This window comes from Methanoculleus nereidis (assembly GCF_032944295.1).
Lineage (GTDB): Archaea > Halobacteriota > Methanomicrobia > Methanomicrobiales > Methanoculleaceae > Methanoculleus > Methanoculleus nereidis.
This window is the reverse complement of the sequence record NZ_JABFFQ010000011.1, coordinates 1-23067: the sequence shown is the minus strand read 5'-3', so window position 1 is coordinate 23067 and position 23067 is coordinate 1. Positions and strand designations below refer to the sequence as shown.

The window sequence follows — 23067 nt, the reverse complement described above, 5'->3', positions numbered from 1 at the left end:
CCGCAAAAAGAGGACCAGATGGATAATTATATATCCGCCCGCCCGCACACTCCCATTAACCATGTACCTCGTCATCCGCTGTCCGGGCTGCAAGACCTTCAACTACGTGGACCGTTACCAGCGCTGGAGGCTCTGTCCCATGTGCGGGGAGGTGATAAACGTCGGACGTGCGCCGGTCTACCTGGACGTCGACGACTTCCTGGACGCAGAACGGGTGGTGGAGCAGCTCGAATCCTACCTGCACCAGACCGGTAAAAAAGACCTCACGGAACAGGATATCCAGCAGCTAAGGGCCCAGTACGCAAGTTGGGTGAAAAACCGGGTCTGATCACCAGAGACGCCCGCAGCCCGGGCAGAGCATGCTCACTCTTCTTCCGCAGTGCGGGCAGTAAAGACCCGTGCGCTCGTTGTTCTCCAGCGGCCTCCCGCACCGCTTACAATAAATCGGGGCCTCGAACCCACACTCGTGCCTGACCATCAGTCCAGATATTCGTAGCCCTTCACAAAAAGATTTCCTTTCCCGCGGTTCGCGATATCCCCGGCAAACCGGATAAGCGTACGCCCCTCGTGCTGAACCGTCCCGATCTTCCTGAAGGTGGGGAGCATCGCCTGCGCAGTACCGTAGACGGAGCAGGAGCCCCCTTTCATGTTCGCAGCCGGACGGCGGCAGTCCCCGTGGATGACGAGCGTGCCCCCGCGCATCTCCGCCCCGGGCATATCTCCGGCATCGCCGTGCACAGTCACAGTGCCGCCGGCGATGTTCTCTGCGAGGAAATCCCCGACACGGCCGAAGACCTCCACGGTGCCCCCCTTCATGCCCTCCCGGCCGCCACGGTACCCCGCCGCACAGTAGTCGGCGGCGTCGCCCCGGCAGATGATGGTCCCTCCCGCCATCTCTCGCCCGAGCCAGCCGTCGGCGTTGCCGTGGACCTCGATGGTCCCGCCGCTCATGAAGTTGCCGCAGTGCATCCCGATACCACCAAGGATAGTAATCCTGCCGCCGTCCATGTACTCACCGACCCTCTTCAACCGGAACGTCTCCCCCGAGAGGACGACCTCGACGTCCTCCGTCCGATCGGCGTCGCCCTCCACCGAGACCGAGAAGACCTCGTCGAGCCGGAGCTCGCGGTTCCCCCGCCAGACCGGAAGATCGGTGCCGCCGAGGAAGTTCTTCGGGACGATCGACTCCGCCTCGATGGGAATGAACGATCTCGCGCCGGGTTTCATGGCGAGGGTGACCTTCATATCCTCGCCTCCGTCTCGATGCACCGGTTCCGGTTCAGGTACTCCTCCTGCACCGGGTAGTTCCTCATCCGGACGGTGTAGTAGCGGTCGAACTTCTCGATGAAGTCCGGGTCTTTCCCCATATCGTAGTTCTCGGAGACCTTCGGCCGGACCCAGAACGTGGCGTTGCTCCCGTCGACCAGGCACTCGCCCCGCCGGGCGACGACCCTGCCCCGCTTGATCGTGTACTCGGTCCGGCTGAACGCATCGATGACCTTCTGGTAGTCAACCGACGGATCGACCTCGTCGATCTTGAGGGGATAGATGGCGACGTCCGCATCGGCGCCCGGCCCGAGATGGCCTTTCCCGAGGTCCTGGATCCCGAGCGCCTTTGCCTGGCCGGCCCGGGTCATCACCGCGATCTCGTACCAGTCCATCTCCCGCTCGATCGCCGGGAGGGGCACCCGTGATTCGGTATCGGGATGGATCGTGGCGAACTCGGCGTCGCGGTACTTCTTGCTCATCAACAGGCCGATGATCTCCGGGTATTTGACGAACGGCGCACCGTTCGGGTTATCCGTCGTCAGCAGGCACTGCCAGGGGCTCTTCGTGAGGAGCGCGAGTTCAAGCCCGATCGCCCACATGATCGAGTTGACCAGGTTCTTGCGCCGGTAGATGACCGGGATGATACCCGAACCGGTCTCGAGCTCCACGTCGTGGTTGCTCCACTTCTCGTGGTGAAGGCGGTAGAGGTTGAACTCCATCGGCCCGTCGGCGGTCATCGTCGTCGTCCGGCCGAACATCACCTGCCCCATGTCCATGACGATCTGCGGGCGCATGTCGACGAACCGCGCAATCGGCTCGCTCTTCGAGCAGAAATCCTTCCACCCCGACCCGCCGTAGGCGTGAAACTGGACGTGGGTGGCATACAGTGTCTGCCGCTTTTCGTTCAGGTCGGGGATGAGGCCGAGCGACCCGAGCGTGCAGGTGTAGTTCCCCGGCGTTCCGAGGTTGTTGCAGTGGAGGTGGACGGAGTGCGGGAGGCCGAGGAGCTCGTTCGCCTCGACGATCGACCGGATGATCTCCGCGGGCGTCACCTCGAAGTAGGGCACCGGGTCCCTGATGCAGGAGACGTTCTTGCCCCACTGCCAGGCCTCAGTGCCGCCGGGGTTCGTGAGCTTGATGGCGAACCCCTTCACCGCCTTGAGCGTCCAGGCGATGATGGCCGCGACTCGTTTCGTGTCGCCGTCGCGGATCGCCTCCATGATCCCCCAGTTCCCGTCGAAGAGGGTGTTCGCCATCGTGTCCTGGAGGGGGGTGTAGATGAACTCCTCGTGGGTGTGGCGGGCCTCGAGCGGCGCCATCGCGCCCTCGAGCAGGGTGGTGTAGCCCATCACGCTGTAGCGGTAACTGTTGCCGTAGGTGGTCGGGACGCTGTAGCCGGACGTGGCGTGCAGCGGCCCGCGGCGGGGCGTTCTCCCCGCCCGCATATCCTCGGGGCTCATGTAGCGCCCGAAGTTCACCTTCGTCCCGCAGATATGGGTGTGCGAATCGACCCCGCCCGGCAGGGTGAGCATGCCATGGGCGTCGATCACTTCCGCCGCATCGCTCACCTCCTCGACGATCTTCCCGTCAAGGATGGCGATATCCATCGTCTCGGCGTTGATCCCCCGGAGAGGGTCGATCACGCAGGCGTTCTTCACCAGGAGTTCGGTCATCGCTCCAGCGCCTCCTGCATCAGGATGTACATCCGCGAGAGGACCTCTCTGTCGGACGGGTAATCGGTGGAGAGGACCTTCCTCGTCCGGATGGGCACCCCGTCCATCCGATAGGCCGTCCCCTCCGCATCGATCCCGGTCACCGCGACCGGGATCTGGACGTTGCAGAACGCGGTGGTGGCGTTCGGGTAGGGGTCCAGCTGGACCACCGGTATATCTGCGAGGTGTTCGAGGCACTTCCTCGGGAAGTGGGCCGCCGGGTCGCTCCCGACGATCAGCGCCGCGTCGCACTCTTTCCGGGCCAGGATATCCACCGCCGTCGTCTCCCCGGGGTTGTAGAAGGCGATCCCCCGGGAGTAGTCGATCCCGAAGGGGTAGCCGGTCATCCAGGTGTTCACTTCGTTCGAGCCGTAGACGTTGTAGTGGCCCCGCATCGCCGAGATCGTGAACTTCGTGTGCCGGCTCAGCTCCGAGACGAGTTCGATGGCGTTCCGGATGTTCTTGTACTTTCCCTGCGTCATCGTGAGCCCGAGCCCGAAGTAGACCGCCCCGAACTTCGCGGCTTTGCAGAGGGTTGCCACCCGGACGAGCTGCTCGCGGGTGACGCCCGCGACCGTCCGCGGGATCGTATCCGTCTTCCCCTGGACAATCGCCCGGAGCGCCGAGAGGACCGCGTAGTCCCCGCCGGGCTTGATCTGGACGAACTCGTCGGCGATGTTCGCGGTCTCGGTTTTGCGGATATCGACGACGATCACCTTCCGGTCACGGAAGGCGTTCTCAAGGAAGAACCCTTCCGCATACCGCGTGTATCGCGAGAGGTGGCGAGGATGGGCGTCGATCGGGTTCGATCCCCAGTAGATCACGAGGTCCGCCCGGTTCTTCACCACCCCGAGCGTGCATCCCGGGTGCCCGACCTCCTGGATGGCGAGGATGGACGGCCCGTGGCAGACCGAAGAGGTGTTGTCGATGACGCCCCGCACGAGTTCGGCCATGTGCACCCCCACGCACTGCGCCTCCCCGTGGGTGCCGCTCCACCCATACAGGAGCGGCCGCTCGGCCTCGAGAAGCATATCGGCGGCGTACCGGATCGCCTCGTCGTAGGTGATATCCTTCCACCGGTCCCCGTCGCGCAGGATCGGGTTCTTCATCCTCTTCTCGCCCATGAACTTCGTCGTGCCGAGTTCGCAGGCGTTGGTGACGGCGACTACCCTGTTCTCCTCAACCTCCACCTCGATGTCGTCGCAGAGGCATCCGCAGAAGGGGCAGACCGCGTCCTTAACGATCATAAGCAAGGCCTCCCAGGTCTACCATCAGTTCGTGAACGGTCTTTGGTTCTTCATCCGTTGGTTCGATCTCCACCTCATGCGACTTGAAATCCGGCATCCCGGTGGAGCGGGTGCCGGCAGCGACGATGTGGTTTGCGTAGGGCCCATAGGGGACGAAGACGGTGCCCATCTCCACTTCCGGCGATGCGCACGCCCGCATGACGACCTCTCCGCACGGCCCGGTCACCCTGACGGTATCCCTGTCATCAAGCCCGAGTTCCAGCATGTCGAACTCGTGCATGAAGCAGGTCGAGGTCTCGGCCGCGTACTCGGCGGAGGTCTTGTTCTCGACGGTCACGCCCTGTGTCACCGTCCGCCCGGTGATCATGAGAAACGTCATGCCTCTGCCTCCTCGCCCTGGATCCCTTCCACCATCCGGGCGACCCGGATCGCGCGGTTCGGACAGTTGGTCTCGCAGGTCGTGCACCCGGTGCATTTCTCCTCGTGGAGGATTCGCACCCGGCCGCCCTCAATCCGCATGATCACCTCGTCGCTCGCGGACGTCCCGGTTCCCGCGAGCTGGGGATCGATCTGCCGGTTGACCGGGCAGGAGACGCAGCAGTTCCCGCACCGCATGCAGAGGTTGTCGTCGACCTCCAGGTGGTACCACGAGGCGAACGCCGTCCTGTCGCGTTCGGTGACGTCGAGGATCCGGCCGCTCGAGAGAACCCCTTCCGGGCATGCCTCAACGCAGAGGCCGCACCGGATGCAGTGGCCGGGGTAGACCTCCGGCTCCCATTCGTCCTTCTTGCGGAGAACCGCGATCGCTCCGGGTGCGGGGCAGATCATCATGCAGGTGAAGCACCCCGTGCACTCCTTCTCCGTCCGGGTCGGGTAGTCCTTGAAGTATGAGGGGGTTGTGAGCGGCGCGGTCTTTACCGAGAAGAACTTCCGGATCCATTCCGGCCTGAGGAACTCCCGCAGGTAGTAGATGAACGATCGCATCTCTTCACCTCTCGTTGCACGCGATGCAGGGGTCGCTGCTGATGAACGTCGACGTCACGTCGGCGATCGACGCGGCATCCACGATCATGAAGTGGGCACAGGCCTCGATGTTCATGATCGACGGCGTCCGGATGGCGATATCGACCACCCGGCCGTATTCGTCGGTCTTGATGGTGTAGGTGAGTTCACCCCGCGGGGCCTCGCCGGCATACGAGGCCTCGCCCGCCTTGCAGAGGCCGCCGCCCCGGATGGGGCCTTCGGGGAGGGTCTCCACACACTTCCGGATCAGATCGATGCTCTGGAAGACCTCCTGGAACCGGACCATGATCCGGGCGAAGTTGTCGCCCTCCGTCCGGGTTATCTGGGTAAACCCGAGTTCTCGGTAGGTCGGGTGGCGGAGGCGGAGGTCGGAGTCCTCGACACCGCTCGCCCGGGCGGTGGGGCCGACGGTATAGGCGCGGATCGCGTCTTCCCGGCTCATATACCCGACCCCCTTGCTCCTGAGCGCAATCAGCGGGCCGGTCTCGAAGATCCGGACGTGCCGCCTCATCTCCTCCTCCACCTTCGCGAGGTCGGCGAGCAGCGCCGCGGCGTCCTCGGGGAGGAGATCGAACCGGACGCCGCCCGGGATCATGTAGGCGGTGTTGATCCTCGAACCCGTGATCCGCTCCAGGTTGTCGAGCACCGTCTCCCGGGTATTCAGGAGGTACATCGCGAGCGTCTCGTGCTCGATCGTGTAGCAGTAGGAGAAGTTCGCCAGGATGTGGCTTGCCATCCGGTCGAGCTCGTTCACGATGACCCGGAGATAGGCCGCCCGCGGCGGAACAGCGATATCGCTGATCTCCTCCATCGTCTCGATGAAGACCATGTTGTGGATGACCGAGCAGATGCCGCAGACCCGTTCGGCGAGGAACATCACCTCCTGCCAGGGGCGGCCCTGCATGATCCGCTCGATCCCCTTCTTCATGTAGCCGAGTTCGACCTCGGTCTTGAGCACCCGCTCGCCCGCCGTCTCGCACTTGAGGCGGACGGGCTCCTTCCAGCAGGGGTGCATCGGGCCGAGCGGGATGGAGACGTCGACAGTCTTCTTCATGGCTGTTTCTCCTCGTAATCCTTGAATATCAGCGGTGCGACCGAGAGTATGGCGTTCAAGATCTCCGTAGGGCGGGGCGGGCAGCCCGGCACCTGGGCGGCTATCGGTATGTACTTCTCGACGGGCGGGCTCGTCAAGGTACCCCTCCGGGCATAGACACATCCCGATATGGGGCAGTTGCCGATGGCGACGGCAACTTTCGGCTCCGGGATCTTATCCCAGATGTCGCGGAGTTTGTCGACCCACTGGGGGGTGACGGAGCCGATCACCAGGAGGACGTCGGCCTCCCGCGGGTTGTTGTGGACGTAGATCCCGTACTGCTCGATGTCGTAGCGCGGGGCGAGGCAGGCGAGCACCTCGATGTCGCAGCCGTTGCACGACCCGACGTCGACGTAAGCGACGTGGATCGACCTCGAACGGACGGTGTTCTTGATCTTCTGAAGGATGCTCATGAGCGGATCGCCTCCCTGAGCCGTTCTTTTCCTCTTGCTATCGCCTCTTCAAAGGGCATCTCTCTGGTCATTGTTGTCGTGTCGCTGTAGATCGTCTGCATTGTCTCTGTATCCATGAGGGGGATGAACCGGGTGAAGAGTTCGTAGCCGAGTTCTTCCGCGACCGGATCGCCGTCGGCCGCGTGCCGCTGCCCCATCTGCCACCGGGATTCGAGGTTCTCGAGCAGGGACATGTCGAACCGCCGGATCAGCACCATCCGGAGTTTCGCATCGCTCATCCCGAGGCGCTCTGCGATCGCCCGGACGGCCTCGTCGTGTCTCGTGCTCGTCAGGATGTTGTACTTCATCTGGCGAAGGTCTTTTTCGTAGAGGTACTTCACGCGAGCACCCCCAGTGCGTGTGCCGCCGCGTAGGCGAGGAACCCGAGCACCATCACCCAGAGCAGAGCTACCTCGTAGCGTTTCAGGGCGAGTTCGTCGTGCATCCAGGTGAGGCCCGCAACGACGGCGAGCAGGACGACCCCCGCCAGCGCCTGGCCGGCCACGCTCGCGTTCCGGGCGACCTGGACGAGGAATACCACGACGTAGAAGGCCGCCCCCGCCGTGATCAGAAGCCGTAGCGCGTTCATCCCATGACCACCCCGAGAATGACGATGTAGATGACGAGCGCTCCCGTCACCAGGGTCTGTATCGTCACGGTGTCGTAGGGCGAGAGCATGGGCGTGACGGCGCAGACGAACGAGAGCGATACCAGGACGAGGAGCATCACGAGCAGCGTCAGGGCAAGCGGCAGCGAGCCGATGAAGATGAGGACGAACGCGTAGAGGAGCACGTAGGTCTTGAGGCCGTACGCCACCTCGAGCGCGGCGCGCCAGACCCCGAAGTGTTCGGTCATGTTGCCGCTCACGATCTCCTTCGCTTCGATGATCGAGAAGGGGCCGTAGTGCATCTTGGAGAGGATCACGAGGTACATCGCCACGGCCGCCGGGAACGCGAGGATGAGGAGCGGGCCGTGAACCTCCTGGTAGGCCGCGATATCCGCGATCGAGAGCGAGTGGGTGAAGAAGTAGATGGCGACGACGGTGACGAGGAGTGGCAGCTCCGATGCCGCCGATATGACCGACCGGATAGCCCCGAACTTCGTGTATGGCGAGCCCGTCGAGAGCCCCATCCCGTGCTCCACGATCTTATGGAGAAGGTAGACCGCAAAGAGGAGGAGGATGCTCCCTCCCGAGAGGAGGATGAAGAGGGCTCCGCTCCAGATGGCGATGGCGACGAAGACAATCCCCACAAAGAGTGTCTGGCTGGCCGTCTTTGGTATCCAGGTCTCCTTGAAGGAGAACTTCAGGGTGTGCAGGATCTCCTGCCAGATCGGCGGTCCGGGGCGTCCCTGGACTCTCGCGATGACTTTCCGGTGGATGCCGTGGAAGAGCAGGCCGATGAAGGTGGCAAAGAGCAGGTATTCGATCATGTCAGTATCCTATGAACGGGATATCTTCTTCTCCGGGTTTTGCGTTCCACCACAGTGCGATGAAGATGACGAAGGCAGGGAACATGACGACCGCGACGAGTTCGGCAGCCCATACCGGGAGGTATCCGAGAGCGGCAAGGAGCCCGGCTGCTACCGCGATAATGCCCGCCGCAAGTCCAATGACCAGTGATGTCTGTTTCTTCATGGCCAATCACATCGATATGACGATCTCCGTTACGCGCAGGAAGAGGAGGAGCGAACTGACGTGCACCATCAGGATGAACGGCGCTCCCTGCGCCCTCGTTATCTCCGCTTTTGCAATGTAGAACGGCGCCATCCCCTCTCCCATGACGCCGAGTACCAGGAACGCCTTCGCGATGAGGGGAACCGCCATCGCGCCGCCGAAGAGTTCCCACATGCTCAGCGTGCCGGTGCTGGCGAGGACGATCGCCGCTCCTCCAAAGAGCGGGATGGAGGCGAGCATCGCGACGATGCCGTACTGGAACGCGGCGTTTAAGACATGCCGGTTCCGGTAGGCCGCGACGATGCCGATATTCGTGATCCCCACCATCGAGGCGAAGAGGGTGAAGTTGAAGACGTCCCCGGTCGTCACCGCCCCGAGCGTGGCGAGCCCGCAGGCGATCGCCATGAACCGCTGGAACCGCAGGAGGTCCGGGTCGACCACCTTCGTGTAGTAGGCGTCGCCGCCGAACGCGAAGTCCACCTGACGCTCCGGGCGGCTCACGATGGCGAGAACCGTGAAGATGAGCGCGAAGACGAAGAGCGCCGCGGTGTAGGGGCTGAAGTAGGTGACGATGTCGCCGAACTCCAGCACGAAGAGTTCCGGCCCGCCGATGTTCGTCGTGGGGAGGTTAAACATCCGGACCGCCTCCGCGCATCGTCCCGACGAGGGACATCTTTGCCATCACCTTCAGTAAGATCGCCCCTCCGGCGATCATCACCCCGAAGAACCAGTATCCGGGGAGGAACATGAAGATGAAGAACGCTCCTATCCAGAACGCCCACGCGTAGCCGCTCACGGTCTCGATCAACTCGAACTGCTCGGTGTGCCCCCGGCACATGAAGTAGAAGACCGCACCGACCGCGGCGATCACGCCGCCGGTGAATCCCGAGAGGACGATGCCGTAAGCGACCAGGATCAGCGCGAGGATGCCCGGAGCGCTGTTCATCACCTCGATCCGGAACGGCGGTCCCGTCGGCGCCCGGAGCCCTTCCTTCGCGATGTAGACCTCCGAGACGGCCATCAGTTCGGATATCCCGACGACCAGACCCGGGAGGATGAGCGCCTCGGCAAGGTCGGTGGCGACGAGCGCGATCAGGACGAGGGCGAGGATCTCCGCGAGGTCGGTGAGGAGGATCCGGTGCAGGTCGTCCTTCTCCCGGACGAGGGCGGTAAACCCGATGATGATCGCGGCCGCGACGACGACGAGGCCGACCGGGTAGGCGACGTCCATCAACTATCCCTCCTGAAGAGGTAACTCGCGATCCCGAACGCCACGAAGAGGATGCTCGTCTCGACGACGGTATCCAGCCCCCGGGTGTTGTAGAGGATCTCGTCGATGATGCCTCCGGGGTGAGCGACGATCGTCGTTCCCATATGGTGGGTGGTGTCGGCGAGCCACTGGCTGAACGGTGTCAGGTAAGCGGTCACGTAACCGGCGTAGGGCGAGTTCTCCGGGTACTGGGCCTTCACGGGAGTCGTCCCGAAGGGCACGCCGCCCCGGTCGTAGGGGTCGAGGGTGCTCTCGGGGTCGAGGGTCTTTTCGTAGAGCTGGTCGTTCTGGTAGGCGATGAACGGCAGGCTGACGAGGCCGAGCACGACGACGACGATCGCGAGGAGCGCGTAGAGCGCGGTGAGGTTCTCGACCCGTGAGATTATCACCGATATCCGGGTGATGATCGACCGGTTTGGCGTCATTCTGCTGCCTCCTTGCGTTCGATGGCCCGGACGAGGACAAAGGTCGAGATCGCCGTAACCCCGATGAACGTCAGCAGGGCGAGCATCTCGTCGTAGGCAAGCATGATCAGGAGGAGCCCGAACCCGGGGATCTCGAGGCTGATCAGCCTCCCGAGATAGGTCATCGGGCGCGGGAACCCGGCGGCGATCACCCCGATGATGAGGATGATGCAGCCGAGGATGAACTCAGGCGTCATGGGCATCCCTCCTGCAGATCAGCAGTATGATGATCGTGGTGACGGGGACGATCAGGCTAACGGCGATGAGGACGTCCAGGTAGCCGCGGGCGGCGATGAACGGCGCGATGCCGCCGAAGACGATCCCGACGGCGATCAGCTTGCCGAAGCGGTCCCGCTGGAGGTGGGCGCTCACCGCCCCGATGAGCGCCACGGCCGCGAAGAGGAGGACGAGAAGGTCATCCACGCTGCTCACCCCCCGCGTAGGTGCTCGCTATGGCGTTCGCCTCGAGCGTCGAGCCGACGAAGTAGGCCGCAGCCGCGACGAGGGCGAGCGGGTGGTTGAGCAGCAGGACGATCGTCCCGGCGATAGCGAAGTTCATGACGTTGACGTAGGGGAGTTTTCTCCCCGTGTTCTTCTCGACGGTGGCCCTGATCGCGGCAAAGACCGCCAGAGCGGCTACGAGGTAGATCGCGATCACTCTCTAACCCTCCAGAGCCGCGCAAGAAGCCGGCTCGCGTGGGCGTGGGAGAGCCCCTGGATGGTGAGGATGGCGATGACCATGCCCGCGATGAAGTCCGTTGCGGCGAATCCGACCTGGGTGAAGCCGTAGACGACGAACGTGGCGAGGACCGCGCCGGTGGTCCCGGCGTAGCCGGGGTCGTGGCAGATGCGGTTGCCGATGAAGACGAGCGCGGCCGCGACGAGCCCGCCGGGGATGCCGGCGACGTAGACGCCGCAGGCGGCAAGGAGCGTTCCGGCCGAGGCGTCGGGGGAGCAGACGATGTTCCCCATCATGGTGCCGCCACTAAGAGCCCCGCCGCCGGCCTCGATATCCCGCGCGATGGCCGATGCTCCACTGACACCCCCCGCCTCTGGCAACCGGAAGAAGATATCGACGGTTACGAAGAGTATCCAGGAGATGATCGCTGCCGCCAGGATGTGGAAGAGTTCGCCCAGCATTTTATTTCAACTAAAGGAAAATACGGTCAAGCGATTCAATAAAGGTTTTGTTGTTAACATTTCAGGCCCGATTTGGCCGAATTACGCCTCCGGCGCCTGTCCGGCATGATAGCCTCTGGTTGATTTTGTATGGTATGTAATAGGTTTTATATACAATATATTTTTCCACGCCCTTTTTCGGGGATTCTTTGCGCCGGAACTTCCGAAAACCGGGCCCGGGGAGGGTTGTTCGGCTCGGGGTTCGTGCGCGGCCGGTACCGCGCACGCCGTCCGGCGGGCAGGCACCCGGGGGACAGGTCCCCGGCGGAAGACGCCCCCTGTGGCGCCGGGGAACAAGTATAATGCTCCGGGCGCCGATGTATATGCACGCGGGGGTTGCCGAGCCAGGTCAAAGGCGCTGGATTTAGGGTCCAGTCTTGAAGAAGTTCAAGGGTTCGAATCCCTTCCCCCGCATACTTATCAAGGGTTATTTGAAAAAATATGACATCTGCCACCCCGGGGTATGAGCACGGTGGATGAAGTGGGCCCCTGACAGGACGATGGTGGGGCATGCTGTTCTGAAGGGTTTGGGTGGAGTGACCATCCCGCGCGGGAGGTGGGACATGCCGTGCCGGGTGGGGGATCCCGGCTCTGAAGGGTTGGTGGAAGGGACCACCTTGACTCGATTACCGATTAGCCGTTTAACAGCCGGGGTAATTGACATCGATATCCTCGTAGTCTGTGAGGTCATCCCACAACCTCTCAGCCGGGAGGGCGACACCCCTTCGCACCTGACGGTGCTCAAACTTCCTTCGGTCGCACCTCCCCGGACCCTCGAAGACCTTCGTTCTTCTCAAACTCTATTCGCACCTTGCGGTGCTCTTGCTCTGGTTCTCGCACCTTCGCACCTCCGGTGCTCAAACTCCGTTCTCGAAACCCTTCCGGGTTTCTCCAGCTCCGGTTCTAACAAACCGTTGCATCCTGCAGAGCGTCGTTCTTTGGTGCTCAAACTCCTGCCGGGACGGCATTCGCACTCTGCACCTATCGGTGCTCAAGCTCTGGACCTTCGATCCGTCGCACTCACGAACCATCGCATTCCACAGGGACATCGTTCCCCGCGAGGCGATACCCTGTGGGCAACCGCGTTATATGCTGCTCAACTCCCTGAAGAAAAGTGCGTAAGAGCGCTCAGAATCACGCGGATCTTCGATCGCCGGATATCTCCGGGATGCGCTCCCCAAAAAAGGGCGGTTACGAGCGTCTGCGCAGGACATACCCTGCGAGCGCTATTCCGGCAAGCGCTGCTGCCCATGGGAACGGGGCAGCCATGGCATCAGGCTTCGCCCTGCCGGAGGGGGCAGCGTCATAGACAAGGGTCAGCGTCGTGATACCATCGATCGCCTTCTCTGCGGGGACTGCCTCTCCGCGCAGGGCGAGGGGCCAGATGTCACTGTCGATGCCGAAGGTGTGGTTGTCCGCCTGGTTTACCACGAGATGGTCTCTGCTTCTCATGATCTCGCTGGAAGTGAAGGATACCGTATCGCCGTCTGTATTCTCCAGAATGACCGTGTAGGCGTCATTCTTCGCAAGGGTCACATTGTATGCCTTGTTGTCGACGAGGTTTTCGTCATGCTGGCATGCGTCGTCCACCCAGCCCACCAGCATATAGAGGGGCATCCCTTTCCAGACATGCCCGTCGTCGCCTGTATAGGTCATCGCATGGCCGTGTGCCCGTTCGCCGCAGGCAAGGCCCTGTTCAAACTCCTTTTTTGAGATCGACGCGGTGAGGTATCCGGAGAGGTTCAGCGCCCAGTCCGCCTGTTTACGGGGGTAGATCTCCAGTTTCTCAACGTTCCGGACGGCGAGTCCTGCTGCGGACGGATATGAGGTCCCTGCACACCAGTAGTACCGCCAGTACCCCGGGTCGGTGCATTCCTTCATGTCCTGGTTGCCGAAGACCTGGTCCGGGGAAAGGAAAAAGAGCGCGGGGCCGCCGGTGTATTCAGGGACAAACCCCTCTTTTCTGGTCTCCCATGCGAGAATTGCCGTACCCTGGTTCTCTCTTGGTGTGTAGATGTTTTCGTACATAAGTTCGACGACATACCCATCTGTCGAGGTCATCCGCAGTTCGTCTCCTTCCTGCATACCGCCCACGAGGTCACAGAGATCGGATATGGCGGTGCCCCTGGGAACTTCCCGGACCTTTTCGAGGTTCTTGTCTTCTGTGGGGTTCCAGAGGTCGGCGGTGTCGAAGGTCGGGCCCTGGAACGAGTAGGTGGTCGCGCCGTCGCCCTGGACGGGCAGGTGGTCTCTCATCCATCTGCAGTCAATGGTAGTGGCGTTCAGCACGTTCCCGCCCTCTTCATCGTACCGGATGACCACGAGACTCACCGCATCTTCCGTCTCTCCCGTAATCGCAGCACCGGTGAGGGTGATGTCCATGATGTTCCCGATACCCATGCCGGGGGGTACGTCCTCACCGACAAGGATGAGGGGTGCGATCTTGATATCCCCGTCCTGTTTCGGCAGGAGCCCGCCGTTCACCGAGTCGGCGACACAGAACCCGGTGTCGGTCAGGTCCGACGGGGAAAATATGCGGTCGTGCCAGTCGGTCGCCCGGATGATGATACTGTAGCCTTCAGCGGCGCGAGTGGCATTGAAGGTCGCAGGGTCCGCGTCGTCCACCATGCCGATGAGCAGTTTGAGGGGGACGCCGGTATAGCTACTGCCATCGGACGCGGTATAGGTAATGCCGTCTCCGGCCTTGATCTTCCGGAACGCATCCGCGGAGACCGTCTCTTCCCCGACACCGTTGAGGGTAAGCGTCCATGACGCTGCCGTGCTGTCGGCGGTGCTCTCCGCCGTCACAATCCCGGTTGCACCGGAGAGGAGAACGAGTGCCGCCATGAGGCAGGTGAAGGGCGCCCTCTCCTGCCGGTATCCTGCTTTTGGTATCATATTGTTCACTATAGCATACAGAAGCCCTTCATAAATGGCAATCGAAGACATCCCGTGTTAACCTCTTTTGATTACACCTCTTCTCCCATCGATTCCTGCCGTATACGCTCCATCCTATGGTGGCGTAGTGGATGCAGCTATTGCCGGCTCTGTTGAAGTGCTTCAGGCAACGTGACTGTGGCGATGCAAGGGGCCGTCACGGCAGTAGTGATCAATCTCTCCTGTCCAGTTCCCGGATCCTCTTCACTGCGTCCTCCCTGGCATACCGGTCCTCATCATCGAAGATGGCATCAAGGATGTGGTGGAGACACGCGAGGCGTCATAGATCACCACGGCATCACGGTAGATTGCGTCGGCAAGGTACGGGCTCACGGCGTTCTCGGTGACAAGATCCACCTTCATACCAAGAGCCCTGGTGAGTTCGTCCTCGATCCGGACAAGCGAAAAGAGGCTTTTTTTGCGGGCGAACCGGACCAGGATATCGATATCGCTCACCGGGTTGGCGGATCCCCGCGCATAGGGGCCGAAGATCGCGATCCACTCGGCATCGTTTCTCGTGAGTATTGTGACGACAGTCTCGCGTGCCGTCCTGGTTAATGTGCGTCCTGCCGTTGCGCCCGGCCGTATCTATGCTGGTTAGTATGACGCTCACCCCGTATCAGTCTTTTGAGGGACGAAGCGGCTCCCCGGGGAGAGGGGGTGGTTGGCCTCTTCCCCCATCCTCGCGGCTCGCCGGCCGCCTGGAGAGAAAAGGCATCACGGCCCGCCCGGTTCCGCTCTTCCTGCCCGTGCGGGTCGTCGATGGGAGGGTGCAGGGCGTCGTCCGGCTGAAACATATCGCAGCGGCCGGGGGCTTGGGAGATCGGGAAGAGTCCCCTCCTCCTCAATCCCCGCTTCGGCCCGCAGCTGCTCCTCGCCGGTGCCGTCCCGCCTCTCCCTCACGCCAGCTCATGCCGCCGCAGAAACTCCCGGATCTGCCTCGACTCGATCCAGCCCCGGTCAAGTTCCCGGATGTAGCCGTTGATCCGCTCGACCTGCTCCTGGATCCTCTCCGTTGCCGTCCCTTCCTCAAGCAGTTCGGTCATGCCGAGGATAACCTGGAGCGGCTGGCGGATGTGGTCCCCGAGGATCGCGAACTGCTCGATGTTCCGCTCAATCTGCTCGAAGAGTTGCCGGCGAAGCTGCTCGTTCTGCTTGCGCTCGGTGATGTCCCTGCCGACCACGTGCACCCCGATCACTGAATGCTCACGGACGATCGGCGACTCGTTCAACTCAAGGTATGCCGTAGACCCGTCTTTGCGGTAAAACTCAATCTCGAGCCCCTCGACCGGCTCGCCCCGGGCAATCTTCGTCCGCCCCTCCTCCCAGGCGGGGAGCGACGAAGGAACGACGAGGTCCTGACACTTGCTGCCGATAAGTTCATCCGGGACATAGCCGAGGATCCTCATCACCGCAGGGGAGATGTAGGCGATCCCGCCCTCGTGATAGCAGGTGTAGATCATATCGAAACTCCGCTGCGTAATCTCCCGGAACTGCGATTCGCTCTTTTCGAGGTTTTCCCGCGCCTGAAAGAGCTCGATCGTCCGCCCGAGACGTCCGGCGACCCTGTCGATAAGTGCCTGCTCATCAGCGAGGAACGGCCCTTCGGCCTCTTCCGGCCTCTCACGGAGGTAGCAGACCTCCACCATCCCGACCGTCTCGGCGTGGACGACGATCGGCGACGCCTGCCACCAGGGCGTCTCCCTGAACCCCTCTGTCCCGTACTCGCACCCGTATACCGTGATCCTGGCAACAGTATCCTCCGGGTACTCCCAGCCGGAAGGAAGGACCCGGGCGACGCCACGGAAGATCCCTTCAAGCGAGATCCCCGGCTGTTCAACGATGCGGGATACCGCGTAAAGGGTCGAGAGTTCTTTCACCCGTTCGTTCAGTTCATGCGTCCGCTTCCGCAGGGCGTCCTCCGCCCGCTGCATCTCGGTGACATCCCTCGCGGTCACCGCGATCCGGGTGACGGCGCCGTACGCATCCCTGACTGGGTAGAAGACGACATCATAAAACTGTCCTTCCCGGCAGTCCTGGAACCGTACAGGCCTACCCGTCTCGGCAACCTCATGGAAGCGGGCCGCGTAGACCTCCTCCACATCCGGCGGGAAGAACCCCGGCATACTCGCGCCGATGAGGTCCTCCCGGCTCCGCCCGAACAGCCGGGCCGCCATCTCGTTGACGTCGATAACCCGGCCTTCCACATCCAGGAGAACGATCATCTCCTCAGGCGCGTCGAGGAGGGCGCGGGCCGTCGCCTCACTCTCCCGGAGTTCATACTCGGTGCGCTTCCGGTCGGTGATGTCGTAGAGCTGCTCGACGATGAAGGCCACCTCACCCTTCTCGTCGAGGATCGGGCTTGAGCGGCACTCCAGGTACCGCCCGAGTTCGGGCACGAACTTCTCCACGACCTCCCGCTTCTTGCTCGCGACCGCAGACCCCGTCGCGCATACCGTGCAGGGCGCTGTCCTCCCGAGGAGGGCGTAGCACCTCCGTCCCTTCACCTCCTCCGGCGTCATCCCGAGCATCTCGTAGCCGGCACGGTTGTAGCGCAGGATCGTCCTGTCCGGAAGCTGGACGCCGACGATGTCGCCGAGGTTCTCAAACAGCCCCTCGAGCAGGGTGTTTGCCTCCTCCAGGTGACGCCGGGCCTTCTCTTCCCCGGTGACGTCCTGCCAGGTGACGACGGCGCCGGAGATCGTCTTCCCGGTTATGATGGGCGAGGCGGATACGGTTATGTAGATCTCCTCCTCTCCACGATCGGGGATGACGAACCGGCAGGACTCAAGCTCCTCTCCCCGGAGCGCCCGGTGCCCGGGGAGGTCTTCGGGCTGGACAGGTCTGCCGTCGGGATGGTGGAGCGGCGCATCCCGCGTCCCCGAGAGTGACCGGGCTATCCGGTTCTCGCCAGTGGGACCCGCCACGACCACCCTGCCGTCGGCGTCGTAGACTATCCCCTGCCTGCCGATAGCAGCGAAGAGCGCATCGCGCTCCAGCTCTATCCGGGCGTTCCGTGCATCGAGATCCCGATTCCTGGCAATCAGCGTTTCGATGCAGGCCCTTACCTGAGAGGCAAGAGCAGGGTCGGTATCCTGCAGCACCCGCAACAGAACTGCCGGGGACACATCAGACAGGCTCTTCATTATCATTCCAGTTCATGCAACATTTCATTCTCTCCTCTGTATCCTGCAAGGGGAGCCTTCCGAGGCAACGGGTCTGCATCCCGCAGAGGCGGCCGTCCAGGAGGCGCACATCGGCATCCCGATCGCCGGACAAACAACACCTCCCCGCCGCCTCAGCGGGAATGGAGGCACACGGCCTCGAGACAGCATTCGTCCCGGGGTGGTATTCAGGTAGAGATATACATGTGATAGGATAAAACAGGTTGGCCCCGGATTTGGCACTCCAGCATACCGGCCGGCCCGGCGCCCGTCACGACCAGAGTGGCATCACAACATATATACAGGATAAGCAGCATGTCCGCGATGCGGCGTATGGCCCGCACCTGGCGCAAGAATGCACCACCGAAAAACCTTCTTCCCGGCACTTCCCGGCAAAAAGTTGCTGCCGGCGGCAAACAGCCAGTTTGCGATCATCGCTCCGGAACTGGGGCTCATATTCCTCTTTATCGCACTGGTGTCATGCACCCCGTTCCTGGTCGGCCTCTGGTATGGCGAGGCCGGCCTCCTTCTCCCCATGGCCTCGGCGCCGGCGGGGTTCGGCATCATCGGGATCTGGCTTGCCGGCATCCCGAAGGTTGAGGGAGAGGCCCGCCTCTCCGCCGCGCTCTCAGCGGTCGCCCTGATCTGGCTCGCCGCCGCCCTGATAGGCGCGCTGCCATACACGTTCGGCCTCAACCTCTCCTACACCGACAGCGTGTTTGAAGCGATGTCGGGCTGGACGGGCACGGGGTTCTCCCTTCTCCCGTCGGTCGATACCACGCCGAGGATGATCCTCTTCTGGCGGTCGCTGACCCAGTGGATGGGGGGACTCGGGATCGTCGCGTTCACCGTCGCTCTCGCGGGGAGAACCGGCCTGACCCGGTTTCGGCTCTACCGTTCGGAAGGCCGTTCAGAGACGTTCATGCCGAGCGTCGTGGCCACGGCCATAGAGATGTGGCGGATCTACCTGGTGCTCACGGCCCTCGGGATCGGGCTCGTCCTCCTCTCGGGGATACCCCTCTGGGACGCCGTAAACATCGTCATGACCGCGATATCGACCGGCGGGTTTGCTGTGCATTCGGCCGGCATCCTCTACTACGAGAACCCGCTGCTCGAGATGCTCACCGTCCCGGTCATGATCGCCGGGGCCCTGCCGTTCAAGATCTACTTCCTCCTCTATTACAAAAGGAAGTTCGAGCTCCTGCGGGACCGGCAGGCAATCCTTCTCTTCACCCTCATCCTTGCCGGGTGCGCCGCCGTCACCCTCGACCTCATCTCCATCTCATTCCTGCCCCCCGCCGAAGCGCTCCGGGAGGGCATCTTCATGACCGTGAGCGGGATCACCTGCACCGGGTTCCAGAACGCCGACCCTAAAACCTGGTACGGCTCGACGGTGATGGTCCTTGCTGCGCTGATGCTCGTCGGCGGATCGGCGGGGAGCACCGCCGGCGGTATCAAACTCGGCCGGATCATCCTCGGCCTCGAGATGCTCAGGTGGTGGTTTAAGAGGCTGCATACCGGCTGGCGGGCGATCACCCCGCTCCGGCACGACGGGCGGCCGATCCTCGAGCACCTCCCGGAGTACGAGGTCTCAAAGAGCATGCTCGTCGCCATGCTCTTCGTCCTGCTGGTGGCGATCGGCACCCTTCTCCTGCTCCATCTCGCGCCGCCGGGGGGGTTCGACTCCGCAGACGTCATCTTCGAGGTCGTCTCCGCCGCGGCCAACGTCGGGATCAGCACCGGGTTCGTGAACCCCGGCATGAGTCCTGCAGCGAAATGGCTCTTCATCATCGTCATGTGGGTGGGAAGGCTGGAGATCGTGCCCGTCATCGCCCTGGTGGCCGGGGCGGCACGGAGGCTGTGAGAGCGGTCACGCGGCAACGTTGCAAAGAAAATCAGGCGAAATGGTCTGATAGCCACCGGGTATCCATACCCGGGAGTGGTCTTCATCCTCGCGGGTTTCGGCCCGGCGGGAGCGGTGGCGGCGCTGCTGCTCACCGAGATCGGGACACTCGCCTTCGTCGCGACGGCGAAACACCCCATGCCAACGGGGTGACCGGGGTCGTTACCGGCGGATGGCCCAGAAAGGACCGGAGAGGGTACGTGAACGCTTTACATGGGAGAAGAGCGCCGGGGTCTGCGACCGGGTCTTTCGCGAGGCCGCTCAACTGAAGAGAGACCGGTGTATGGAGCAGGAAAAAGAGGGAGTGATGAATTGGAGGCTCAGTTCTTCCTGGCCTTGTCCTGAACCTTCTCCGCCTTCTTATCCTGAGACTTCTTGTCCTTTGCCATGATTGACACACCTCCTTCCCGAGGAGGGATATATCTGATGTTATCCGGTCAGGATATAAATTTTATGGACATTCAGTCTTTTTTTCGATAATCGAAGCAAAAATATGTGGTTTTACCGCTCGCCGCCCATGGAGGTGTCCGGTGGCGCACCGGCGGGCCCCTACACGCCGCGCCTGAAGCCGGAGAGTGTATAGAGCATGATCAGCGAGAGCCCCCCGATCACCTCGACGCCTATCACGAGAGCCACGGCCGGGATCGCGCCGGCAATCCTCAGGCCTTCTGTTATCAGTCCGTGTTCGGCCGGTGTTCCCACAGGCGCTGACCCCGGTTCGGCGAGCCAGTCGCAGAAGAGCGCTGCGCCGACCGCAAGCATGACGACCGCCATGAAGGTGAAGATGATCAGCCCCAGGATCTCGGTCTTTTGCAGCGATCTTCCCGCAACGCGCAATGGCGCCATTTTTACACTCCTGCTCTCATGCATATCTCTCACCCCATGCACCTCGTCCGGAGAGGACGGCCGACCGCCTGGTGCTTGCCGGAAGCGACCGTCCCGGGAGGACGTACCGTAAACCCACGCTGCGGAGGGCGGCTGGTGGTCACGGTTTCAGGCAGGATCCCACGGCCGATAGCGATTACAGGTAAGCCTGATGCTGCACCTGCGGTCTTTGCGGCCAGGGGACGGGAGATCATGGAATCACTCGGTACATGTGGTAGTTCTCCTTCCACCGCCGTAGAATTGCCGGCATGCCATCGCTCCGGCAGCGGGTACAATTCTACATGATTGAACATGACAATACTATGAGGCAGAGGATATATTTAATACTACGCATCCCTCGCCCTGCTGCACCCGGAAAACCACGCCTCAGGGGAGCGGGATATGCGTCGCGGGTATCGTCCCCCACATCCCGGGAACGTCCGCCACAGGCAAAAATCGCCCCCTCGCCAGGAAAAACTCCTGTTTCGGGCAGAAAATTGCGAAAAAGATTAAGAATACACTAAGATTTTTATCCATTTCTCCCCAACGAATATAAGAATGCCCCGCATCTACCTCGGCAAGATCCTGCTTCGCTGGTGCGACTCATGTCACGCTCCCGTGCTCTCCAGAGCCTGTGCCTGCGGCGCCCCCACCCGTCCGGTAGCCGTCACGCCGCCGGGAGACGCCCGGCCCGCGTTCCCCGACGACGTCGAGCGGATAAACCGCATATTCAGCGAGCATTTCGGAGCCCCGCTGATACCACAGGGCCATATCGCGCTCTTGAACAAGGTTCCCGCCGAAGACCGCATGGACGAGATCGTCCTCGGCGGGGCGGTCGTGGGTGCGGTCCGCTACTTCCCGGACGAGCACCGCTGGGAGCCCCTCCCGCGCCCGGCCGCCGCGGCGTACCTGAAGCCAACGAAGCGCTACGTCGTCATCGACGACGGCGCAATCCCGTCCATCCGTGATGGGGGGGCAAGCGTCCTCGCACCCGGTCTCGTCTCGATCGACCCCGCCGTCGCCGAAGGCGACGAGGTCTTCATCCTGACGAGGGCAGGCGAGTGCATCGGTGTCGGGAGGGCGAAGGTCGATGCCGCCACCGCCGCGACGATGGAACGGGGGGTCGTCGTCAGGACGAGAAAGAACGTCCAGTCGGTCTGTGTTCCCGGCACGGCGACATGGGACGATGCCGTCAGGGCAAACGAACCGGTTCTCGCGGAGTACGAAGCCGCAAGCATCCGGTTCGTCCGCGAGGTCGCGGAGCAGAACCCCAGACAGCCCACGGTCTCCTACTCCGGCGGCAAGGACAGCCTCGCGACCCTGCTCGTCGTCCAAAAAGCGCTCGGCCCGGTGCCGCTCCTCTTTGCGGACACGGGGCTTGAGTTCCCCGAGACCCGCGAGAACGTGGACGCGGTGGCAGAGCGTTACGGGCTCGAAGTCTTCAGTATCTGCGATGAGGAGACCTTCTGGAAGACGTTCGAGGAGAACGGACCGCCGGCCGTCGACAACCGCTGGTGCTGCCGGGTCTGCAAACTCGACCCCGTCGGCCGCCTGATCGACGAGCACTGGGGAGAATGCCTCTCATTCATCGGGCAGCGGAAGTACGAGTCGGTGCGGCGGATGCAGAGCAGGCGGGTCTGGAAGAACCCCCGTGTCCCGCAGCAACTCTCGGCGGCCCCCATCCAGCAGTGGACGGCGATGCACGTCTGGCTCTACATCTTCCGTGAGAAGGCGCCCTACAACCCCCTCTACGAGCGGGGGCTCGACCGTATCGGGTGTTTCATGTGCCCCTCGAGCGACCTTGCGACGTTTGCGAGCATCGGGGAGTCCCACCCCGAACTCCTGGGGATGTGGAACGAGAACCTCGCCCGGTGGCAGGAGAAGCAGGGCCTCTCTCGCGACTGGATTGAACGCGGGCTGTGGCGGAAACGGGGAGATGCGGATGAAGAGGAAGATAGTTATAATTGATTACGGTCTCGGCAACCTGCGGAGCGTGCTGCGGGGCCTCGAGCGGGCGGGAGCAGCAGCGACGATCACGGCGGACCCGGAGGCGATCACGGCGGCCGATGGCATCGTCCTCCCCGGTGTGGGGGCGTTCCGGGACGGGATGGAGATGCTCGGCGATCTTGCGGGTACCGTTCTCGCCGCCGCGAACGAGACGCCGCTCCTCGGGATCTGCCTCGGGATGCAGATGCTCATGGACTCGAGCGAAGAGCACGGGATCCACCGGGGCCTCGGCCTCGTGCCGGGCGACGTGAAGCGGTTCGTCCCGGCCGGCGGGGAGAAGGTTCCCCACATGGGCTGGAACACCATCAATATCGATCCCAAGACCCCGCTCTTTGACGGGCTTAACGAGGAGGAGTACGTCTACTTCGTCCACTCCTACTACGCGGCGGCCGCACCGGACCATACCATCGCGAGCACCACCTACATCCGCTCCTTCGCCTCGGCGGTCAACAATGGGTTCACCTACGGGGTCCAGTTCCACCCGGAAAAGAGCGGTGCGGTGGGGCTGAAGATTCTTGAGAATTTTATCGAGCGGATCTGCTAGGGGGCTCCCGGTTTTTTAGCCCTGATGCGGTGGTGCTATTTTGGTGTGCCGGTGCAGCGGCGGTGTTGATGTCATCAGACTTACGGGTAGGACTTTGGTTGCGTCCCCAGTACTTCGCTAATTTTGGCACCCGACATCGACCATCCCATACCGTCTCGCTGCCTCCTCGATCAGGATCTCGGTGTGCTCCGCACCGGTCAGGCGGGCAACAAGCTCGGCATCCGCCATCGTCCGATCTACGACCGGGTGCCGCCCGAGATCCCC

27 protein-coding genes and 1 tRNA gene are annotated in these 23067 nt (G+C 62.6%); 5 read left to right on the top strand and 23 right to left on the bottom strand.

Features of this window, described 5'->3' with window-relative positions:
- Window positions 1-61 precede the first annotated feature (61 nt).
- Window positions 62-328, top strand: a complete 267-nt coding sequence (locus tag HL657_RS11645) for a DUF1922 domain-containing protein (protein WP_317296983.1) — start codon at window positions 62-64, stop codon at window positions 326-328.
- On the opposite strand, the gene HL657_RS11640 is transcribed toward HL657_RS11645, so the two are convergent.
- Genes HL657_RS11640 through HL657_RS11550 form a run of 19 tightly spaced genes read right to left on the bottom strand, consistent with a single transcriptional unit; the run spans window position 329 to window position 11345 of the window.
- The gene (locus HL657_RS11640; protein ID WP_317296982.1) at window positions 329-478 is read right to left on the bottom strand and encodes a DNA helicase PriA; all 150 of its coding nucleotides are present in this window, start codon (window positions 476-478) and stop codon (window positions 329-331) included. It lies immediately after the preceding gene.
- On the bottom strand, window positions 478-1245 hold the full coding sequence (locus HL657_RS11635) for a formylmethanofuran dehydrogenase subunit C (RefSeq protein ID WP_317296981.1): 768 nt from the start codon (window positions 1243-1245) through the stop codon (window positions 478-480). Before HL657_RS11635 ends, HL657_RS11640 begins: the two co-directional genes overlap by 1 nt.
- The gene (locus HL657_RS11630) at window positions 1242-2942 is read right to left on the bottom strand and encodes a formylmethanofuran dehydrogenase subunit A (RefSeq protein WP_317296980.1); all 1701 of its coding nucleotides are present in this window, start codon (window positions 2940-2942) and stop codon (window positions 1242-1244) included. Before HL657_RS11630 ends, HL657_RS11635 begins: the two co-directional genes overlap by 4 nt.
- Window positions 2939-4228: a formylmethanofuran dehydrogenase subunit B gene (locus HL657_RS11625; RefSeq protein ID WP_317296979.1), complete on the bottom strand. Its 1290-nt coding sequence runs from the start codon at window positions 4226-4228 to the stop codon at window positions 2939-2941. The genes HL657_RS11630 and HL657_RS11625 overlap by 4 nt, the downstream gene beginning before the upstream one ends.
- On the bottom strand, window positions 4218-4607 hold the full coding sequence (locus tag HL657_RS11620; protein WP_317296978.1) for a molybdopterin dinucleotide binding domain-containing protein: 390 nt from the start codon (window positions 4605-4607) through the stop codon (window positions 4218-4220). Before HL657_RS11620 ends, HL657_RS11625 begins: the two co-directional genes overlap by 11 nt.
- The gene (locus HL657_RS11615; protein WP_317296977.1) at window positions 4604-5212 is read right to left on the bottom strand and encodes a 4Fe-4S dicluster domain-containing protein; all 609 of its coding nucleotides are present in this window, start codon (window positions 5210-5212) and stop codon (window positions 4604-4606) included. Before HL657_RS11615 ends, HL657_RS11620 begins: the two co-directional genes overlap by 4 nt.
- A gap of 4 nt (window positions 5213-5216) precedes the next feature.
- Window positions 5217-6305, bottom strand: coding sequence for a hydrogenase large subunit (locus HL657_RS11610; protein WP_067073287.1), 1089 nt, complete (start codon window positions 6303-6305; stop codon window positions 5217-5219).
- Window positions 6302-6757 (bottom strand): NADH-quinone oxidoreductase subunit B family protein, encoded by a 456-nt coding sequence (locus tag HL657_RS11605; RefSeq protein ID WP_067073284.1) that lies wholly within the window; start codon window positions 6755-6757, stop codon window positions 6302-6304. The genes HL657_RS11610 and HL657_RS11605 overlap by 4 nt, the downstream gene beginning before the upstream one ends.
- Window positions 6754-7137: a DUF1959 family protein gene (locus tag HL657_RS11600; protein WP_067073283.1), complete on the bottom strand. Its 384-nt coding sequence runs from the start codon at window positions 7135-7137 to the stop codon at window positions 6754-6756. Before HL657_RS11600 ends, HL657_RS11605 begins: the two co-directional genes overlap by 4 nt.
- Window positions 7134-7385: a hypothetical protein gene (locus tag HL657_RS11595; protein WP_317296976.1), complete on the bottom strand. Its 252-nt coding sequence runs from the start codon at window positions 7383-7385 to the stop codon at window positions 7134-7136. The genes HL657_RS11600 and HL657_RS11595 overlap by 4 nt, the downstream gene beginning before the upstream one ends.
- Window positions 7382-8227 carry a respiratory chain complex I subunit 1 family protein gene (locus HL657_RS11590; protein ID WP_317296975.1) on the bottom strand — a complete coding sequence of 282 codons (846 nt, stop codon included), beginning with the start codon at window positions 8225-8227 and terminating at the stop codon, window positions 7382-7384. Before HL657_RS11590 ends, HL657_RS11595 begins: the two co-directional genes overlap by 4 nt.
- 1 nt (window position 8228) lies before the next feature.
- The gene (locus tag HL657_RS11585) at window positions 8229-8432 is read right to left on the bottom strand and encodes a hypothetical protein (RefSeq protein WP_317296974.1); all 204 of its coding nucleotides are present in this window, start codon (window positions 8430-8432) and stop codon (window positions 8229-8231) included.
- A gap of 6 nt (window positions 8433-8438) precedes the next feature.
- Window positions 8439-9107, bottom strand: a complete 669-nt coding sequence (locus tag HL657_RS11580; RefSeq protein WP_317296973.1) for a hypothetical protein — start codon at window positions 9105-9107, stop codon at window positions 8439-8441.
- Window positions 9100-9702, bottom strand: a complete 603-nt coding sequence (locus HL657_RS11575) for an EhaG family protein (protein ID WP_317296972.1) — start codon at window positions 9700-9702, stop codon at window positions 9100-9102. Before HL657_RS11575 ends, HL657_RS11580 begins: the two co-directional genes overlap by 8 nt.
- Window positions 9702-10166 carry a DUF2106 family protein gene (locus HL657_RS11570; protein WP_317296971.1) on the bottom strand — a complete coding sequence of 155 codons (465 nt, stop codon included), beginning with the start codon at window positions 10164-10166 and terminating at the stop codon, window positions 9702-9704. Before HL657_RS11570 ends, HL657_RS11575 begins: the two co-directional genes overlap by 1 nt.
- The gene (locus HL657_RS11565; protein ID WP_317296970.1) at window positions 10163-10402 is read right to left on the bottom strand and encodes a DUF2107 family protein; all 240 of its coding nucleotides are present in this window, start codon (window positions 10400-10402) and stop codon (window positions 10163-10165) included. The genes HL657_RS11570 and HL657_RS11565 overlap by 4 nt, the downstream gene beginning before the upstream one ends.
- Window positions 10392-10628, bottom strand: coding sequence for a DUF2108 domain-containing protein (locus HL657_RS11560; RefSeq protein WP_317296969.1), 237 nt, complete (start codon window positions 10626-10628; stop codon window positions 10392-10394). Before HL657_RS11560 ends, HL657_RS11565 begins: the two co-directional genes overlap by 11 nt.
- Window positions 10621-10863 (bottom strand): DUF2109 family protein, encoded by a 243-nt coding sequence (locus HL657_RS11555; RefSeq protein ID WP_317296968.1) that lies wholly within the window; start codon window positions 10861-10863, stop codon window positions 10621-10623. Before HL657_RS11555 ends, HL657_RS11560 begins: the two co-directional genes overlap by 8 nt.
- The gene (locus HL657_RS11550; RefSeq protein WP_317296967.1) at window positions 10860-11345 is read right to left on the bottom strand and encodes a hypothetical protein; all 486 of its coding nucleotides are present in this window, start codon (window positions 11343-11345) and stop codon (window positions 10860-10862) included. Before HL657_RS11550 ends, HL657_RS11555 begins: the two co-directional genes overlap by 4 nt.
- A gap of 368 nt (window positions 11346-11713) precedes the next feature.
- Between HL657_RS11550 and HL657_RS11545 the strand changes: the two genes are divergently transcribed.
- Window positions 11714-11798 (top strand) — tRNA-Leu (locus tag HL657_RS11545).
- A gap of 777 nt (window positions 11799-12575) precedes the next feature.
- Here the strand turns inward: HL657_RS11545 and HL657_RS11540 are convergent.
- From HL657_RS11540 to HL657_RS11530, 3 genes are all read right to left on the bottom strand, one after another.
- Window positions 12576-14282 carry a hypothetical protein gene (locus HL657_RS11540; RefSeq protein WP_317296966.1) on the bottom strand — a complete coding sequence of 569 codons (1707 nt, stop codon included), beginning with the start codon at window positions 14280-14282 and terminating at the stop codon, window positions 12576-12578.
- A 243-nt stretch (window positions 14283-14525) separates the two neighbouring features.
- The gene (locus tag HL657_RS11535) at window positions 14526-14813 is read right to left on the bottom strand and encodes a nucleotidyltransferase family protein (RefSeq protein ID WP_317297041.1); all 288 of its coding nucleotides are present in this window, start codon (window positions 14811-14813) and stop codon (window positions 14526-14528) included.
- 407 nt (window positions 14814-15220) lie between these two features.
- Window positions 15221-17467 (bottom strand): PAS domain S-box protein, encoded by a 2247-nt coding sequence (locus HL657_RS11530; protein WP_317296965.1) that lies wholly within the window; start codon window positions 17465-17467, stop codon window positions 15221-15223.
- Window positions 17468-17840: 373 nt separating this feature from the next.
- On the opposite strand from HL657_RS11530, the gene HL657_RS11525 reads away from it, so the two are divergent.
- Complete coding sequence (locus HL657_RS11525; RefSeq protein WP_317296964.1) at window positions 17841-19349, top strand: TrkH family potassium uptake protein; 1509 nt, start codon at window positions 17841-17843, stop codon at window positions 19347-19349.
- A 588-nt stretch (window positions 19350-19937) separates the two neighbouring features.
- Here the strand turns inward: HL657_RS11525 and HL657_RS11520 are convergent.
- The gene (locus HL657_RS11520; protein ID WP_317296963.1) at window positions 19938-20234 is read right to left on the bottom strand and encodes a hypothetical protein; all 297 of its coding nucleotides are present in this window, start codon (window positions 20232-20234) and stop codon (window positions 19938-19940) included.
- A gap of 576 nt (window positions 20235-20810) precedes the next feature.
- Between HL657_RS11520 and HL657_RS11515 the strand changes: the two genes are divergently transcribed.
- Together HL657_RS11515 and hisH are read left to right on the top strand one after the other, a co-directional pair.
- Entirely contained in the window at window positions 20811-22220 is a 1410-nt protein-coding gene (locus HL657_RS11515; protein ID WP_317296962.1) for a phosphoadenosine phosphosulfate reductase domain-containing protein, read from the top strand.
- A complete protein-coding gene (gene hisH / locus HL657_RS11510) occupies window positions 22195-22803 on the top strand; it encodes an imidazole glycerol phosphate synthase subunit HisH (protein ID WP_317296961.1) in 609 nt (202 codons plus the stop codon). The genes HL657_RS11515 and hisH overlap by 26 nt, the downstream gene beginning before the upstream one ends.
- Window positions 22804-23067: the final 264 nt, after the last annotated feature.

What these genes read in the sequence shown, in the direction of transcription:
- HL657_RS11645 (WP_317296983.1), top strand. Translation starts at nt 62, where the DNA reads ATGTACCTCGTCATCCGCTGTCCGGGCTGCAAGACCTTCAACTACGTG.
- HL657_RS11640 (WP_317296982.1), bottom strand. Translation starts at nt 478, where the DNA reads ATGGTCAGGCACGAGTGTGGGTTCGAGGCCCCGATTTATTGTAAGCGG.
- HL657_RS11635 (WP_317296981.1), bottom strand. Translation starts at nt 1,245, where the DNA reads ATGAAGGTCACCCTCGCCATGAAACCCGGCGCGAGATCGTTCATTCCC.
- HL657_RS11630 (WP_317296980.1), bottom strand. Translation starts at nt 2,942, where the DNA reads ATGACCGAACTCCTGGTGAAGAACGCCTGCGTGATCGACCCTCTCCGG.
- HL657_RS11625 (WP_317296979.1), bottom strand. Translation starts at nt 4,228, where the DNA reads ATGATCGTTAAGGACGCGGTCTGCCCCTTCTGCGGATGCCTCTGCGAC.
- HL657_RS11620 (WP_317296978.1), bottom strand. Translation starts at nt 4,607, where the DNA reads ATGACGTTTCTCATGATCACCGGGCGGACGGTGACACAGGGCGTGACC.
- HL657_RS11615 (WP_317296977.1), bottom strand. Translation starts at nt 5,212, where the DNA reads ATGCGATCGTTCATCTACTACCTGCGGGAGTTCCTCAGGCCGGAATGG.
- HL657_RS11610 (WP_067073287.1), bottom strand. Translation starts at nt 6,305, where the DNA reads ATGAAGAAGACTGTCGACGTCTCCATCCCGCTCGGCCCGATGCACCCC.
- HL657_RS11605 (WP_067073284.1), bottom strand. Translation starts at nt 6,757, where the DNA reads ATGAGCATCCTTCAGAAGATCAAGAACACCGTCCGTTCGAGGTCGATC.
- HL657_RS11595 (WP_317296976.1), bottom strand. Translation starts at nt 7,385, where the DNA reads ATGAACGCGCTACGGCTTCTGATCACGGCGGGGGCGGCCTTCTACGTC.
- HL657_RS11590 (WP_317296975.1), bottom strand. Translation starts at nt 8,227, where the DNA reads ATGATCGAATACCTGCTCTTTGCCACCTTCATCGGCCTGCTCTTCCAC.
- HL657_RS11585 (WP_317296974.1), bottom strand. Translation starts at nt 8,432, where the DNA reads ATGAAGAAACAGACATCACTGGTCATTGGACTTGCGGCGGGCATTATC.
- HL657_RS11580 (WP_317296973.1), bottom strand. Translation starts at nt 9,107, where the DNA reads ATGTTTAACCTCCCCACGACGAACATCGGCGGGCCGGAACTCTTCGTG.
- HL657_RS11575 (WP_317296972.1), bottom strand. Translation starts at nt 9,702, where the DNA reads ATGGACGTCGCCTACCCGGTCGGCCTCGTCGTCGTCGCGGCCGCGATC.
- HL657_RS11570 (WP_317296971.1), bottom strand. Translation starts at nt 10,166, where the DNA reads ATGACGCCAAACCGGTCGATCATCACCCGGATATCGGTGATAATCTCA.
- HL657_RS11565 (WP_317296970.1), bottom strand. Translation starts at nt 10,402, where the DNA reads ATGACGCCTGAGTTCATCCTCGGCTGCATCATCCTCATCATCGGGGTG.
- HL657_RS11550 (WP_317296967.1), bottom strand. Translation starts at nt 11,345, where the DNA reads ATGCTGGGCGAACTCTTCCACATCCTGGCGGCAGCGATCATCTCCTGG.
- HL657_RS11540 (WP_317296966.1), bottom strand. Translation starts at nt 14,282, where the DNA reads ATGATACCAAAAGCAGGATACCGGCAGGAGAGGGCGCCCTTCACCTGC.
- HL657_RS11530 (WP_317296965.1), bottom strand. Translation starts at nt 17,467, where the DNA reads ATGAAGAGCCTGTCTGATGTGTCCCCGGCAGTTCTGTTGCGGGTGCTG.
- HL657_RS11525 (WP_317296964.1), top strand. Translation starts at nt 17,841, where the DNA reads ATGCACCACCGAAAAACCTTCTTCCCGGCACTTCCCGGCAAAAAGTTG.
- HL657_RS11520 (WP_317296963.1), bottom strand. Translation starts at nt 20,234, where the DNA reads ATGGCGCCATTGCGCGTTGCGGGAAGATCGCTGCAAAAGACCGAGATC.
- HL657_RS11515 (WP_317296962.1), top strand. Translation starts at nt 20,811, where the DNA reads ATGCCCCGCATCTACCTCGGCAAGATCCTGCTTCGCTGGTGCGACTCA.
- hisH (WP_317296961.1), top strand. Translation starts at nt 22,195, where the DNA reads ATGAAGAGGAAGATAGTTATAATTGATTACGGTCTCGGCAACCTGCGG.